Source organism: Mycolicibacterium sp. P4_G11 (genome assembly GCF_056555145.1).
Genome location: NZ_JBFUJW010000005.1, coordinates 552,987 through 566,859, shown reverse-complemented (window position 1 = coordinate 566,859; position 13,873 = coordinate 552,987). Strand labels below are relative to the sequence as shown.

Annotated in this window: 14 protein-coding genes; 8 read left to right on the top strand and 6 right to left on the bottom strand. The window is 69.1% G+C overall.

All coding sequences use genetic code 11. From position 1 onward, the window contains the following. Window position 1 precedes the first annotated feature (1 nt). The 7 genes from AC1U2B_RS14105 (at window position 2) to eccE (ending at window position 6,840) form a co-directional block, all read left to right on the top strand. A complete protein-coding gene (locus tag AC1U2B_RS14105) occupies window positions 2-1,555 on the top strand; it encodes a PPE family protein (RefSeq protein ID WP_480217264.1) in 1,554 nt (517 codons plus the stop codon). A gap of 61 nt (window positions 1,556-1,616) precedes the next feature. After that, window positions 1,617-1,910: a WXG100 family type VII secretion target gene (locus AC1U2B_RS14100; RefSeq protein WP_043390021.1), complete on the top strand. Its 294-nt coding sequence runs from the start codon at window positions 1,617-1,619 to the stop codon at window positions 1,908-1,910. Between the two features lie 42 nt (window positions 1,911-1,952). Further along, window positions 1,953-2,240, top strand: coding sequence for a WXG100 family type VII secretion target (locus AC1U2B_RS14095; protein ID WP_043390023.1), 288 nt, complete (start codon window positions 1,953-1,955; stop codon window positions 2,238-2,240). Window positions 2,241-2,293: 53 nt separating this feature from the next. Next, window positions 2,294-3,166 carry an ESX secretion-associated protein EspG gene (locus tag AC1U2B_RS14090; protein ID WP_480217308.1) on the top strand — a complete coding sequence of 291 codons (873 nt, stop codon included), beginning with the start codon at window positions 2,294-2,296 and terminating at the stop codon, window positions 3,164-3,166. Window positions 3,167-3,173: 7 nt separating this feature from the next. Continuing rightward, on the top strand, window positions 3,174-4,553 hold the full coding sequence (gene eccD / locus AC1U2B_RS14085) for a type VII secretion integral membrane protein EccD (RefSeq protein ID WP_480217307.1): 1,380 nt from the start codon (window positions 3,174-3,176) through the stop codon (window positions 4,551-4,553). Beyond that, complete coding sequence (gene mycP / locus AC1U2B_RS14080) at window positions 4,553-5,932, top strand: type VII secretion-associated serine protease mycosin (RefSeq protein ID WP_480217263.1); 1,380 nt, start codon at window positions 4,553-4,555, stop codon at window positions 5,930-5,932. The genes eccD and mycP overlap by 1 nt, the downstream gene beginning before the upstream one ends. Beyond that, window positions 5,929-6,840 (top strand): type VII secretion protein EccE, encoded by a 912-nt coding sequence (eccE, locus tag AC1U2B_RS14075; protein ID WP_480217262.1) that lies wholly within the window; start codon window positions 5,929-5,931, stop codon window positions 6,838-6,840. The genes mycP and eccE overlap by 4 nt, the downstream gene beginning before the upstream one ends. Before the next feature lie 32 nt (window positions 6,841-6,872). Here eccE and AC1U2B_RS14070 read toward each other — a convergent pair whose 3' ends face one another. Next, window positions 6,873-8,108, bottom strand: coding sequence for an alpha/beta hydrolase family protein (locus AC1U2B_RS14070; protein ID WP_480217261.1), 1,236 nt, complete (start codon window positions 8,106-8,108; stop codon window positions 6,873-6,875). A 9-nt stretch (window positions 8,109-8,117) separates the two neighbouring features. After that, the gene (locus tag AC1U2B_RS14065) at window positions 8,118-9,017 is read right to left on the bottom strand and encodes an amidohydrolase family protein (RefSeq protein ID WP_480217260.1); all 900 of its coding nucleotides are present in this window, start codon (window positions 9,015-9,017) and stop codon (window positions 8,118-8,120) included. Window positions 9,018-9,068: 51 nt separating this feature from the next. Here AC1U2B_RS14065 and AC1U2B_RS14060 point away from each other — a divergent pair, with 51 nt between their 5' ends. After that, window positions 9,069-9,830, top strand: coding sequence for a trans-aconitate 2-methyltransferase (locus tag AC1U2B_RS14060; protein WP_043390033.1), 762 nt, complete (start codon window positions 9,069-9,071; stop codon window positions 9,828-9,830). 1 nt (window position 9,831) lies between these two features. Here the strand turns inward: AC1U2B_RS14060 and AC1U2B_RS14055 are convergent, their stop codons facing one another. The 4 genes from AC1U2B_RS14055 to stf0 form a co-directional block, all read right to left on the bottom strand. Next, on the bottom strand, window positions 9,832-10,047 hold the full coding sequence (locus AC1U2B_RS14055; RefSeq protein ID WP_480217259.1) for a hypothetical protein: 216 nt from the start codon (window positions 10,045-10,047) through the stop codon (window positions 9,832-9,834). A gap of 203 nt (window positions 10,048-10,250) precedes the next feature. Beyond that, complete coding sequence (cysC, locus tag AC1U2B_RS14050; protein ID WP_480217258.1) at window positions 10,251-12,110, bottom strand: sulfate adenylyltransferase subunit CysN; 1,860 nt, start codon at window positions 12,108-12,110, stop codon at window positions 10,251-10,253. After that, window positions 12,110-13,021: a sulfate adenylyltransferase subunit CysD gene (gene cysD, locus AC1U2B_RS14045; protein WP_480217257.1), complete on the bottom strand. Its 912-nt coding sequence runs from the start codon at window positions 13,019-13,021 to the stop codon at window positions 12,110-12,112. The genes cysC and cysD overlap by 1 nt, the downstream gene beginning before the upstream one ends. After that, window positions 13,018-13,818 (bottom strand): trehalose 2-sulfotransferase, encoded by an 801-nt coding sequence (stf0, locus tag AC1U2B_RS14040; RefSeq protein WP_043985860.1) that lies wholly within the window; start codon window positions 13,816-13,818, stop codon window positions 13,018-13,020. The genes cysD and stf0 overlap by 4 nt, the downstream gene beginning before the upstream one ends. Window positions 13,819-13,873: the final 55 nt, after the last annotated feature.

Below are 13,873 nucleotides of genomic sequence, written 5' to 3'. Positions count from 1 at the left end.
CATGACCGCCCCTGTCTGGATGGCGCTGCCACCGGAGGTTCATTCGACGCTGTTGTCCAGTGGCCCCGGTCCGGGTTCGCTGCTGGCCGCGGCGGCTGCCTGGCAGTCGCTGAGCACCGAATATGCCTCGGCCGCAGCTGAACTCACCGCGCTGTTGGGTGAGGTCCAGGCGGGAGCATGGGAGGGGCCGAGCGCCGAGCAGTACATCGCCTCCCATGCGCCGTACCTGACCTGGCTGGCCCAGGCCAGCGCCAACAGTGCCGCCAGCGCGGTACAGCACGAGACCGCCGCCGCGGCCTACAGCACCGCCCTGGCCGCGATGCCGTCGCTGCCCGAACTGGCCCTCAACCACGTGGTGAATGCGGCGCTGGTCGCCACGAACTTCTTCGGTATCAACATGATTCCGATCGCGCTCAACGAAGCCGACTACGCCCGGATGTGGCTGCAGGCCGCGACGGTGATGGGCACCTATCAGGCGGTGTCGGGTGCCGCGGTGGCGGCGGCCCCGGCGACCACGCCGGCCCCGATGATGCTGGCGGCCGGCGTCGGCGAGGCCGGTACCGCCACGGCGAGTGCCACGCAGGCGGGCGCGCAGTTGCAGGCGGCCGATGCGGGCACGTCGTTGAACGCGTCGAACGCGATCACCGATTACCTGTACAACTACATCAAGACGCTGCCGGGCGGCGACCTGATCTGGAAGTTCCTGCAAGACCCGCTGGGCCAGATCCAGCAGATGATCTTCGACTTCCTGACCAACCCGTCGCAAGCGCTGACCACTTGGGGGCCACTGCTTTTCGCGTTGGGCTATCAGGCGTTCTTCCAGCCGGTCGGCTGGGGTTCCTGGGGTTTGATGCTGTCCGCACCGCTGTGGGGGCCGGCTCTGATTGCGGTCGGTCTGTCCAGCCTGGGGTTGTTGACGCTGTTGGAACCCGACTATGTGCCGGATCCCGAAGTCGCCGATGCGTTCCCACCGCCGCCGCAGTTGCAGATTGCCGACCATCAGATGCCGGTCGTCAGCGTCGCCCCGACGGTGCCGGCCACGCCCGCCTCCCCGGCGAGCGCGCCTGCGCCCGCACCGGCTTCGGCGGCGGCTCCCGCGCCGGCGGCCCCGGCGCCGATGATGGCCTACGCGGTGGCCGTCGACGACCCGGGTCCCGGATTCACCCCGACCCTGCGGGACGGCGCCACCGCGCCGGCCCCGGCGTCCGGTATCGCTGCCGCAGCCGCGGCGGCTGCCGCTGCCGCCGCGACCGAGCGGCGGCGCGCCCGTCGCCGTCGCGCGGCGAAAGAGCGTGGTGTCCGCGACGAGTTCATGGACATGAACTCGGAAGTCGATCCGGACTTCGGCGATGACGCCGGAGCGGACAGGGCCCCACGCACCGATGTTCTGGCCTCCGCCCGCGGTGCCGGACCGATCGGCTTCACCGGCACGGTGCACCGCCAGGACCAGCAGGCGACAGGCCTGAACCGCCTGACCGGCAACGGTTTCGGCGGTGGCGTCACCGACCCCATGCTGCCCGGCAGCTGGGGCTCGGAAGGCGGTGCCAACCGCTGAACCTGCAGACCAGAAGACCTGACCACCAAAACAATCCGGACGTACCCCGAGAGGAATCACAATGAGCATGCTCGACGCACACATCCCCCAGCTGGTCGCTTCCGAGTCGGCCTTCTCGGCCAAGGCCGCGCTGATGCGCAGCACCATCGCCCAGGCCGAACAGGCTGCGCAGTCGGCGCAGGGCTTCCACCAGGGTGACTCGGCAGTCGCGTTCCAGGCCGCACACGTGCGCTTCATGGAAGTTGCGGCCAAGGTCAACGCCCTGCTCGACATCGCGCAGGCCAACCTGGGCGACGCGGCAGGCACCTACGTCGCGCAGGACACCGCCGCAGCCGGCACGTACACGTCCGTCTAGCCGCCGCACGCCGACCCCGACAATCAGGAGCGAGGAAATCCCATGTCCCAGATCATGTACAACTACCCGGCGATGCTGGCCCACGCCGGTGAGATGACCGCCTACTCGGGTGCCCTGCACGCCGTCGGCCTCGACATCGCCAGCGAGCAGGCCGCCCTGGCCGGCGCCTGGCAGGGTGACACCGGAACCAGCTACCAGGCGTGGCAGGCCCAGTGGAACACGGCGATGGAAGAACTCGTCCACGCGTACCGCGCGATGGCGACCACCCACGAGACCAACACGCTGTCGATGAGCGCACGCGACAGCGCCGAAGGCGCCAAGTGGGTTTAAGTCCAACGGTTTCGGCGCGTTCCGGGGTGTCAGGCACCCCGGAGCACGCCGAAATCCCGGTCTCCGCGGTCGAACTGACCGCGGAGCAAGCCTGGTTCCTCGCGGATCGTCTCGGCGCTGGGAGCTTTCCGTGGGTGCTGGCCATCACGCAGCCCTACAGCGAGCCCTCCGCCAAAGCCGGATTCGATGCGGACCAGGTCACCGCGCTGACGCGGATGGGAGTGTTGTCTGCCGACGGCTCCGTGCATCCCGCTGTCGCGCACTGGATTCGGACCGTGTGCCGGCCCCGCCGCTGGCTGGAACTGCGATGGGTGTCCGGATCGGGCGCCATGCTGCGCGGGATTCTCGCGCGCAGGGGCGACACCACCGTGGCGGTCCTGCGCAGCGAGCACCTGATGACCTGCACCGAACTGACCGTCGCGTCCCCGGACGCGCTGGTGTCGGTGCTCACGGCAGGGTTGTCCGGCCGCGCGGCCGCTCGGTTCGATGAGTTCGCCATGCCCGCCCACATCGGGGCCAAGGCCGACGAGCGCTTGCGCCGCGGCGATTCGCTGGACGAGGTGATGGATCACCTCGGCATCCCGCCGACCGCGCACGCCGTGGTGCGGGCCGCGTTCGCACCCGGCCGCAGCTACGTGGAGATCGTCGCGGGCGATCACCGTGACGGCCACCGGATCAGCACCGACGTCGGCGTCAGCATCGTCGACACCACCGCGGGTCGCGTCGTCGTGGCCCCGGTGAAAGCCGCTGACGGCACCTGGATTTCAACTTTTGCCCCGGGTACGGATCTTGCCGTCACCGCTGCGGTGCAGCGACTGACCGCGAGCCTGCCCGACGGTCCCTGGTTCCCCACAGTGAACCCGACCCGAGACTTCGAGACCTCGACTGGAGAACGGAAAGAAAATGTCCCAGAACACGTCTGGTAGTACCGCGATGCCGATTGTGCGGGTCGCAGTGCTCGCCGCCGGCGACGAGCAGGGTGGTCGCGGGCGACTCACCGACGTCGCACTGCCGGCGGGCCTGCCCTTGCGGGAGATCGTGCCCGCGGTGCGGCGCATCGTCGCGCCCGACGCCGCGAGCGGCGCCGAATTGTCGCTGGCCCCGCTGGGTGGCGCGGCGTACAGCCTCGACGCGACGCTCGACACGGTCGGCATCGTCGACGGTGATCTGCTGGCGCTGCAGCCGGTGCCCGCCGGTCCGCCGGCGCCGCGCATCGTCGAGGACATCGCCGATGCCGCCGCTATCTTCTCCGCCGCTCGCGAAAACCCTTGGGGTAACACGCATATCCGCCGCCTCGCCGGTTGGGCAGTCGTGGCCTTGACGGTGCTCGCCACCGCGCTGGCGACGCTGGTGCGGGTACGCACCGGCCAGCCTGCCGGCCTGTTCACGGTCGTGGGCGTGGCGGTGCTGACCGTTGCGGCAGCCCTGCTGACGCGGCCCGCCCTGCCGAAGCTGGCGACGGCTCTGAGTCTGGCCGCCCTGCTGCCGGTCGGCGCGGCCTTCACGCTGGCGGTCCCCGGCGCGTCCGGTCCGGCCGGCTTGCTGCTCGGTGCCGCGGCGGTCGCCGCCTGGTCGATCGTCAGCATCGCCGTCGGCGGGCAGGCCATCGCGGCCTTCACCGCCACGACCGTCCTGGGTATCGCGGGCATGATCGTCGGTGGCGCCGCTTCGGTCTGGCAGCTGGGCAACACCGTGATCGGCGCTGTGCTGATCGTTTTCGCGCTGTTGGTCGTGGTCCAGGCCGCTCAGCTCTCGACGCTGTGGGCCCGGTTCCCGGTCCCGAACATCCCGGCGCCGGGTGACCCGACGCCGTCGGCCTTGCCGCTGTCCGTGCTGGCTGATCTGCCGCGCCGCGTCCGGGTGTGCGACGCACACCAGACCGGCTTCCTCGCCGGTGCCGTGCTCACCTTGACCGCCGGTTCGGTGGTCCTGGTGGCGGGGACGCACCCGTCGGCGTGGGCCTGGTACGTGGTCGTGGCCGCCGCCCTCGCGACGGCGCTGCGGGCCCGGATCTGGGACTCGGTGCCGTGCAAGCTGTGGCTGCTGAGCCAGCCGTATCTGGTTGCGGCCGTGCTGCTTACGATGTTCGCCGCCGGCGGGCACTACTCCAACGCATGGTGGTCGCTGGGCGTGCTCGCGGTGCTCGTGGCGGTGGGCGTGGTGGCTGCGCTGAACCCCCAGGTGGCCGACCCGCAGACCTATTCGCTGCCGATGCGTCGCCTGGTCGGCTTCGCCGCGACGGCGTTGGACGCTTCGCTGATCCCGGTGCTGGCCTACCTGGTGGGTCTGTTCGCCTGGGTCATCAACCGGTGATGGTGGCCATCCGGCGCGGAATCTCCGTCCTGACAGTTGCTTTCGCCGCCTCATCCGCAGTACTGCCGGCGGCGGTGTTGCCGGCCGCCGGTGCCGTCGTGCCGCCGCACGTCGACGAGCATGCGGCACCGCCGTCGGGCAGCGTCGGTCCCGTCGCGGCGATGGGCCAACGCGGACAGTGCGTCACCGCCGGCGTGCTGCCCGGCACCGATCCGGGCGCACCGGGTCCGGGTCACACCTTGCTCAACGTGCCGGGCGCCTGGGCCTTCAGCCGCGGTGACGGACAGACGGTGGCGGTCATCGACACCGGCGTGCATCCCGGACCGCGGTTGCCCAATGTGGAGGCCGGCGGTGATTTCGTGGAGAACACTGACGGACTTACCGATTGCGATGGCCACGGCACTCTGGTCGCCGGCCTGGTCGCCGGTCAGCCGGGCGCGGACGGGTTCTCGGGCGTCGCGCCGGGCGCCCGCATCCTGGCCATCCGTCAGACGTCCGAGCGCTACGCCCCGCGTGGCAACGGGGGAGACGCGGCTGCGGCGCAGGCGACCATCGCGGTCACGTCACTGGCCCGGGCCGTGGTGCATGCCGCCGACCGCGGCGCCAAGGTCATCGCCATCACGGCGGTCACCTGCTTGCCCGCCGATCGGCCCGTCGATCAGACCGAACTGGGTGCGGCACTGAAATACGCTGCGCAGGAAAAGGATGCGGTGATCGTCGCCGCCGCAGGCAATGACCGGGCCGGCCTGGCCGGCGGCCCGTCGTGCGAGGCCAACCCGCTCGACAACCCCGGGAATGCGGCCGACCCGCGTAACTGGGCCGGCGTCAAATCGGTGTCGATCCCGTCCTGGTGGCAGCCGTATGTGCTGTCGGTCGGGTCGCTGGACGCGGCCGGACAGCCGTCGGACTTCACCACTCCCGGCCCGTGGGTCGGCATCTCTGCGCCCGGCGAGCACATCGCGTCGACTGGTGTGAATGGTCTGGCCAACGCGCTGCCCAACGAGCGGGGCGACCTGTTCCCGTTGCGCAGCAGCAGCTACGCGGCGGCCTACGTCGCAGGTGTCGCGGCCTTGGTGCGCAGTCGATTTCCCGCGCTCAACGCGGCTGACGTGACGCACCGGCTGACCGCCACCGCGCACGGTGCCGCGCGCATGCCGTCGAACCTGGTGGGCGCCGGCGTCGTCGACCCGGTTGCGGCATTGACGTGGGACCTGCCGGCGACCGGTTCGGCACCGAAAGCCGTGTCTGTTGCCATGCCGCCCGAGCCGGCCCCGAAGGACACCACGCCGCGGACCATCGCGTTCGCCGGTGCGGCAGTGCTGGCGATCGCCGCACTGATCGCACTGATCGCGTACCGAAGAAAGGACGGCGCCCGATGACGGCCCGAATCACGTTGGCATTGCTGGCGATCATCCCGGCGGCCATGACGTACCCGTGGCACACGACGCCACAGAAGTGGATCCTGGGCATCGCGGTCGCCGTGGTGCTGCTGGTGTTCGCCTGGTGGCGCGGGATGTTCCTGACCACGATGGTGGCCCGCCGATTCGCGGTGTGGCGGCGGAACCGGCGCGGTGCGGCGGCCCCGGCGGCTGATCAGGTCACGGTGGTACTGGAAGCCGACGGATTCCCGTACCACGCACTGCCTCTCGTGGCTTCTTACGTCGACCGCTACGGCGTCCGGTGCGACTCGGTGCGCGTCACGGAACGTCAGCTCGACGGCACGCGCAGTGCATGGGTCAGTGTCACGGTGACGGCGGCGTCGAATCTTGCTGCCCTGCAGGCGCGGTCGTCGGATCTGCCGCTCGCGGACACGGCGGAGAAGGTGGCCCGGCGGCTGGCCGACCAGCTCCGTGAGGCCGGGGTGCCGGTCGCGGTCACCGAGGCAGCGCCCTCGCCCATGGCAACCGACGCGCGCGAGACGTGGCGTGCGGTCCGCGACGGGGACGGCTACCTCACCGCCTACGGATTGCCCGCGGATCCGCGCCTGCCGGAATGCCTGGCCGCACTGGCGTCGACGACGGAGCTGTGGACGGTGCTCGAATTCTCGCCTGGTGCAACCATTTCCGCGGCCTGCGCGGTGCGCACGGCCAACGCGCCTGCCGCGGCCGCCGTCGCGGGCCTGACGCGCGAGGCGGGTCGGCAGGGTCCGCTGCTCACGGCGATGGCGCCCGCATCGGTCGGTGGCCTCGCCACGCGCGCGGGTGTGCTGACCACTGCGCTGCTGGCGGAATTGTCGACGTTCGGCGCTGGCGCTGATTCTGCCGTCGACGCTGCGGCCAGGGCGTAAGAGGTCGAGTAGCGGCGGCCCTGCCCACAGGGTCAGCGGGCAGTGCCTGCCCGGTCAGCCGGGCAGTCGCTGCCGTCGAACATGAACGGGCTCATGAACTTGGTCATCCGGCGCAGGTAGTCCGGCTGGCTGACGTGCAGGATGTGGTTGCCCGGGAACCAGTGGAACGCGCAGCGATCCCAGTGTTCCCAGAGCAATTCGGCCTGCTGCGGCGGCGCCAGGCGATCACCCAGGCCGGCGATGATCAATCGGCGATCCCGGGGCACCACCGGCGCGTAGTTCAGCGGTGAGTGGTACCGGCCGGCAGCTGAAACCAGATCCTCATCGATATGCGCCAGCCGGTTGCTCAGCCTGACGAGCAGGTTGGCCGGGAACCACTCGTCGACCGTCCGGTCCGGTGTCACGACCGGAACGTTCGGGATGACGGCCTGGATGCGGTCGTCGACCGAGGCGATCAGTGATGAGGTGTAGCCGCCCAACGACATTCCGGTCAGCGCAATGCGATCGACGCCCGTGTGCTCCAGGTAGTCGAGGACGGAACGGAAGTCGTGCACCGCTTGCGCCATGGCTTCGGCGAAGCCGGGGACACCGTCCATGAAGAAGCCGTATCCACTGTAGGGAGAGCCCTTCTCGGCCCGGGGCCCGTGGAACGGCAGGGTGTACAGCAGTACGTCGTACCCGGACCGGAAAAACCATGGCAGCGAGAAGAACAGGCCATTGAACAGGTAGGGCGAGCCCATGAACCCGTGGATGACGCACAGTGTCGGGCGTGGACCGTCGTCGTGCCGCCAGTGCTGGGCATGCACCACGTTGTTGCGCGTGTAGCTGCGGCGCCGCTCTCGGATGCCGGGATACACGGCGTCGTAGGTGCTCGGGAACCAGATGTTGTCCACCTGGCCGCGTGCAACCCGCTGCGCGACCGGGCCGGCGGGACGAGCGGATACCAGCGGAGGACCGCTGGGCGCCGGGAAGCACTGCTGTGGGTCCTTGGTGGCGGCGAGTTCGGCGTAGAACCGCAGGGCATCAGGGTCGTCACCGGCTCGGCTTCGTACCGCCGAGGCGGCCATCCGCGGAATCATGCCGGCGCCGATCACCGAGGCCAGCGCCGTGCGAAGCCCCAGGTCGGCCACCGCCGAGGAGTCGACGATCAGCTTCTGCTGCCAGGTCAGGTCGGCCCGTCGTGGCAGTCCACGCGCGGTGGCATCCGCACCCGCTACGTCGGGAACCGGGACGGGTGGGTTGAACGCATCGCCTGGCGGACTGGTCACGTTCGGATGCTAACCCCGGTTCTCGGCCCCCGTCAGCTGATCTTCCAGATCAAACAGCCTGGCGGCGTTGTGGTACAGCACTTTTCGCAGCCAATCGTCGTCGGCGGCGACCTTCGTGAGCACCTCGAGGGACTCGGCGTACCGGTACGGAATGTTGGGGAAATCGCTGCCGAACAGGACTCGGTCACCGAGCTCACCCAGACGCGGCAATTCGGCGGGCGGGAACGGCATGTTTTCCTCGATGAACGGCGTGAACGCCATGGTGGTGTCCAGGTGGACGCCGTCGAATTGCTCGCAGAGGTCCAGGAATTCGCTGTACTCGGGCATACCCAGGTGCGCGATGATCAGCTTCAGGTCGGGGTGGCGGTCCAGCACGGTGCGGACCTGGTCGGGGCCGGTATGAGTACCGGGCGCCGGACCGGAACCGCAGTGGATGATCACCGGGACGTCGGCGTCGGCGATGGTGCCCCACACGTCATCGAGCAGTGGATCGGCCGGGTTGTAGTCGCCGACCTGAACGTGCGCCTTGAACACCCGAGTGCCGCCCGCGATGGACTCGGCCACGTAGGCGGGTGCGCCGGGCTCAGGGTAGAAGGTCGCGGTGGACAGACAGTCGGGGGTCTGCGCGGCGAACTGAGCGGCCCACTGGTTCAGCCAGGCCGCCATATCGGGCTTGTGCGGATAGACCAGGGAGGTGAACGCCAGCACCCCGAAACCGCGCAGCGTCTCCAGCCTGTGCTGCTCCTCGGTGCGATACGTGATCGGCCAGGTCCGGCCGGTGAGAGGCCCGGCGCTGTCGAAATACTTCCACACCTTGTCCATCACGGACTTGGGCATGAAATGGGTGTGCACGTCGATCAGGCCGGGGAGGCCCAGCGACTGCCAGAGGTCGCGTACTGACTCGTCCATCGCCTACCAGAATGGCAGGCACTCATCAGCCTCCGGCGGCAGGATGGGGTTGTGTGGAATCCAGACATCTACCTCGCCTTCGCTGACCACCGCGGCCGGCCCTTCTACGACCTGCTGGCGCGCGTGGGTGCCCAGACGCCGCGGCGGGTGGCGGACGTGGGTTGCGGGCCGGGAAATCTGACCGCCACGCTGTCGGAGCGCTGGCCCGACGCAGTGATCGAAGCGGTGGACAACTCACCGGAGATGGTGGCTGCAGCCCGGGCTCGCGGCGTCGACGCCCGGGTGGTTGCCGCTGCCGACTGGTCGCCCGCGCCGGACACCGACGTGATGGTCAGTAATGCTGTGCTGCAATGGGTTCCGGAACATCGTGAACTGCTGCGGCGGTGGGTGACGCAGCTGCCGAAGGGCGCCTGGCTGGCCTTCCAGGTACCCGGCAACTTCGACTCGCCGTCGCATCAGGCCGTACGGGAGGTGGCCCGGCGCCCGGAGTTCGCCGACGCGCTGGCCGATATCCGATTCCGGGAGACGAATGTGGTCGACGACCCGGCGGGTTACGCCGCGCTGCTGACGGCCGAAGGCTGCACCGTCGACGCCTGGGAGACCACATACCTGCATCAATTGACCGGCGAAACCCCGGTGCTGGACTGGATCACGGGTACCGCGCTGACCGACGTCCGCTCGCGGCTGACCGACGATGCCTGGGAGCAGTACCGGCAGGCGATCATCCCGCTGCTGGCGCAGGCGTACCCACCCCAGCCCGACGGCACCACGTTCTTCCCGTTCCGCCGGATTTTCGTGGTTGCCCAGACGTGAATCAGTGGTTGTGCTGGTGGTGGTGATGGATTGGGGTGCCGGGCTGGGGGAAGTTGTTCTGGTGCGGGAATGTCTGGTGCACCGTGCTCGAGGTGCTGGCGCCGGTGTTCGGCTGGGCGTGGGCCGAGGTGGCCAGCCCGATGGCGATCATTCCGGGTGCGATGGTCAGACCGATGACGATGATGAAGTAGCTGACCCAGCGGGTGACGATGCTCATTTGAATTCTCCTGCTGCTGTGGGCTTTTGATGTCGTTTCCGGAGTGATCCGGTGTTGACTCAAGAGTCCCGCAGCAGGGCCCCGATGTATGTCCGCCAGGTGGGCCCCGTACAGGATGAATTCGTTGTCCCCCGATTGGGGGACACGGCGATTTGTGCACGTTTTTCCGCGCCGACCGCGKAAAAACGTGCACAAATCACGGGTCAGCGCAGGGTGTTGAGCGCCCCCAGCACCTGGGCCACCAGGGTGTTGATGTCGGCGCCGGTGGTGTCGACCACGAGGTCCGGGTTCTCCGGCGGCTCGTACGGGGCGTCCACCCCGGTCAGGCCGCGCAGCTCGCCGGCCTTGGCGCGGGCGTAGAGGCCCTTCGGGTCGCGCCGTTCGCACTCGGTGCGTGGGGTCGACACGTAGACCTCGATGAACGGCAGCTTGGCGACGGAGCTCAACTCGCGGGCGGTGTCGCGGTCCGACTTGAGCGGCGACACCAGCGACGCCAGTGCCACCACACCCGAGTCGGCGAGCAGCCGGGCCAGGTGGCCCACCCGGCGGATGTTCTCGGCGCGGTCGCCCGCGGAGAACCCCAGGTCGTCGGACAGCCCGTGCCGGATGTTGTCACCGTCCAGCAGGTATGCCACCTGCCCGGTCTCGACCAGTGCCCGCTCGACTGCGACAGCCAGCGTCGACTTCCCCGACGCCGGCAGTCCGGTGAACCAGATGGTGGCGCCGCGCTGCCCGGTACGTGCCCACCGGTAGGACCGGTCCAACGATGAATGGTGCCAACGGATATCGCTGCGTGAGTGGGTGCCGAGCTTGACCTCGCGCGGCTCGGTGATGGTGCCGGCGCCGACGGTGTCGTTGGACGTCTCGTCGATCAGGATGAAGGCGCCGCTTTCGCGGTTGTCGCGGTACGGGTCGGCGATCACCGTCGAACTGGTCCGGAGCGTGACGGCGCCGATGTCGTTGAGTACCAACTCGACCGGCTGATCGATGTCGTCGAGCGTCTCGGGATCGAGCCGCGTGTGCAACGCCTGTACGGTGGCTCGCACGGTGCGGGTGCCCTGCTTGAGCGCCAGCCGGTCACCGGCTCGCAGCGGGGTCTCCGCGAACCAGCACACCGTTGCGTCGAGTTCGCGGGCCAGTACCGGAAGTGACGCGTTGTCGGCGCTACTGACCAGCACATCACCGCGGCCGACGTCGATGTCGTCGGCCAGTTCGATCGAAACCGACAGTGGGGCAACGGCAGTGGCGCGGTCGTCGTCGAGGGTGTCCACGGCGGTGACGGTGGAACTGGTGCCGGCGGGCAGGCTCAGCACGGTGTCGCCGACCTGTAGCGTGCCGGCACTCAGCCGGCCGGTGTAGCGGCGCCGCTGTTCGGCGGTGGGCCGGGACACCCATTGGATGGGCAGCCGGAGCTTGGCGGGTTCGGGCTGGGGCGCGCTGAGTTCGATGCCCTCCAGATACTCCAGCAGAGTCGGGCCCTCGTACCACGGGGTGTGCTCCGAGCGGTGCACGACGTTGTCGCCGTGCTTGGCGGCCAACGGGATCACCGTCAGATCCACCGCCCCGAGCCGGGCCGCGACCTGACCGAGTTCGTCGTGCACCGCGTCGAACCGCGCCTGGTCGAAATCGACCAGGTCGATCTTGTTCACGGCGGCGGCGAAGTGCTTGATACCCAACAGCTTTGCGATGCGGGCGTGGCGCAGGGTCTGCCGCAGCACGCCGGCCCGGGCGTCGACCAGCAGGATGGCCACATGCGCGTTGGACGCGCCGGTGAACATGTTGCGGGTGTACCGCTCGTGGCCCGGGGTGTCGGCGAGGATGTAGCTGCGCGCCTCGGTGGAGAAGAAGCGGTAGGCCACGTCGATGGTGATGCCCTGTTCCCGTTCGGCGCGCAGACCGTCGGACAGGGCTGCCAGGTCGGCGACGCCGTCGTCGTCGGTGACCGCGTCGAGGTGGTCCAGGGGCAGGCTGTCGGTGTCGTGCAGCAGCCGGCCGATCAGGGTGCTCTTGCCGTCATCTACGGAGCCGGCCGTGGCGATCCGAAGCAGCTGTCTCGTGCTCATCAGAAGTAGCCCTCTCGCTTGCGGTCTTCCATCGCCGCCACCGAGGTCCGGTCGTCGGCGCGGGTCTCGCCGCGTTCCGACACTGTGGCAGCGGATATTTCGTCGATCACGCTCGCGATGTCAACGGCTTTCGAGCGCACCGCGCCGGTGATGGTGAGGTCGCCGACCGTGCGATAGCGCACCCATTCGACGGCGGCGGTCTCGTCACCGGTCGGTTGGGCGTACTCCGACACCGCGAGCAGGATGCCGTCGCGCTCGAACACCTCGCGTTCGTGGGCGAAGTAAATCGACGGCAGCTCAAGGCCTTCCAGCTCGATGTAGCGCCAGATGTCCAGCTCGGTCCAGTTGGACAGCGGGAACACCCGGACCTGCTCGCCCCGGCGGATACGGCCGTTGTACAGCGACCACGGCTCGGGCCGCTGCGCACGCGGGTCCCACTGGCCGAACTCGTCGCGGAAGCTCAGGATGCGTTCTTTGGCACGGGCGCGTTCCTCGTCGCGGCGGGCCCCGCCGAACGCGGCGTCGAAGCCGCCGGCCTCGAGCGCGTCGAGCAGGGTGCGGGTCTGCTGCCGGTTGCGTGACGCCCCCGGCCCGGGATCGGCGACCCGTCCGGTGTCGATGCTCTCCTGTACCGACCCGACGAGCAGCTTGTGCCCGACGCCGGTGGTGCGGCGATCCCGGAAGTCGATGACCTCCGGGAAGTTGTGGCCGGTGTCGACGTGCAGCACCGGAGACGGCAGCGGCCCGGGGCGGAAAGCCTTCTCCGCCAATCGGAGTAGCACGATCGAGTCCTTGCCCGCCGAGAACAGCAGCACGGGGCGCTCCAACTCGGCGACCACCTCGCGGATGATGTGCACGGCCTCGGCCTCGAGCAGCCGGAGCTCGTCGACATGGATACTTTCGGTGCTCATACCGGCAGTCCTTCCTGTTCGGCTTCGGCGCGGTAGCGCTCCACCCATTCGTCCGAACGCTGATCGGCCTGACGTTCCAGCACCGGTCTCGGTGCGAGCCTGCGGTCCTGGCCGAGTGCCTCGAGCACGTCGCCGACGACCTCGGTGAGGTTGCGCCACAACACCGGATAGGGCACTTCGATCCGATTGACGTTCTCGTCGAGGAACCATTTCTGCCAGCCCTCCTCCTGGGCCCGCAGCATCCGTACGACGTGCGCGATGGCTCCGGCGTGGTACTCAGCGCGGGCGTCGCGCACCGGGTCCGGGCGGCCTCGCCACACGCGGGTCTGCACCGCCCGCCAGAACGACACCGCCTGAGACACCACGTCGGGCCGGTGGATGTGGATCAGGACCGGATCGGAGCCGACGACGTCGCGGATGGCGGCCAGCAGCCCGTCACCGGAGCGGTCCGGCAGATCCGCGGCCCGACGTTGCAGCTGTGCGGTCTGGTTCCACATGAGCTTGCCGCCCCAGATGCCGTTGGGCGTGCGGCCGGCGGTCTGGATGTAGTCACGCCAGATCGTCGCGGGCGCCAGTTCGGGCCTGCCGTCGATCAGTGGATCGAGCAGCCGCAGGATCGATTCGTCCTCGGTGTCGGCGAACCATTCCCGGGGCTGCGGCGACATGCTGGTGTGTGGCAGGTACTGAAAGAACTCCTGCGGTTCGCCGGCCACACCGGTGGCGCGCAGCGACTCAACCAGCAGTGTGCTGCCGCTGCGCTGGGATGCGAGGACCAGATAGGCCGTCGATGCTGTCATGGCGCATGAGCCTAGCTTGCGTCGAAATCCCTTGCAGAAGGGGATTTTTCGCACA

What these genes read in the sequence shown, in the direction of transcription:
- AC1U2B_RS14105 (WP_480217264.1), top strand. Translation starts at nt 2, where the DNA reads ATGACCGCCCCTGTCTGGATGGCGCTGCCACCGGAGGTTCATTCGACG.
- eccE (WP_480217262.1), top strand. Translation starts at nt 5,929, where the DNA reads ATGACGGCCCGAATCACGTTGGCATTGCTGGCGATCATCCCGGCGGCC.
- stf0 (WP_043985860.1), bottom strand. Translation starts at nt 13,818, where the DNA reads ATGACAGCATCGACGGCCTATCTGGTCCTCGCATCCCAGCGCAGCGGC.
- AC1U2B_RS14055 (WP_480217259.1), bottom strand. Translation starts at nt 10,047, where the DNA reads ATGAGCATCGTCACCCGCTGGGTCAGCTACTTCATCATCGTCATCGGT.
- eccD (WP_480217307.1), top strand. Translation starts at nt 3,174, where the DNA reads ATGCCGATTGTGCGGGTCGCAGTGCTCGCCGCCGGCGACGAGCAGGGT.
- mycP (WP_480217263.1), top strand. Translation starts at nt 4,553, where the DNA reads ATGGTGGCCATCCGGCGCGGAATCTCCGTCCTGACAGTTGCTTTCGCC.
- AC1U2B_RS14100 (WP_043390021.1), top strand. Translation starts at nt 1,617, where the DNA reads ATGAGCATGCTCGACGCACACATCCCCCAGCTGGTCGCTTCCGAGTCG.
- cysD (WP_480217257.1), bottom strand. Translation starts at nt 13,021, where the DNA reads ATGAGCACCGAAAGTATCCATGTCGACGAGCTCCGGCTGCTCGAGGCC.
- cysC (WP_480217258.1), bottom strand. Translation starts at nt 12,110, where the DNA reads ATGAGCACGAGACAGCTGCTTCGGATCGCCACGGCCGGCTCCGTAGAT.
- AC1U2B_RS14065 (WP_480217260.1), bottom strand. Translation starts at nt 9,017, where the DNA reads ATGGACGAGTCAGTACGCGACCTCTGGCAGTCGCTGGGCCTCCCCGGC.
- AC1U2B_RS14095 (WP_043390023.1), top strand. Translation starts at nt 1,953, where the DNA reads ATGTCCCAGATCATGTACAACTACCCGGCGATGCTGGCCCACGCCGGT.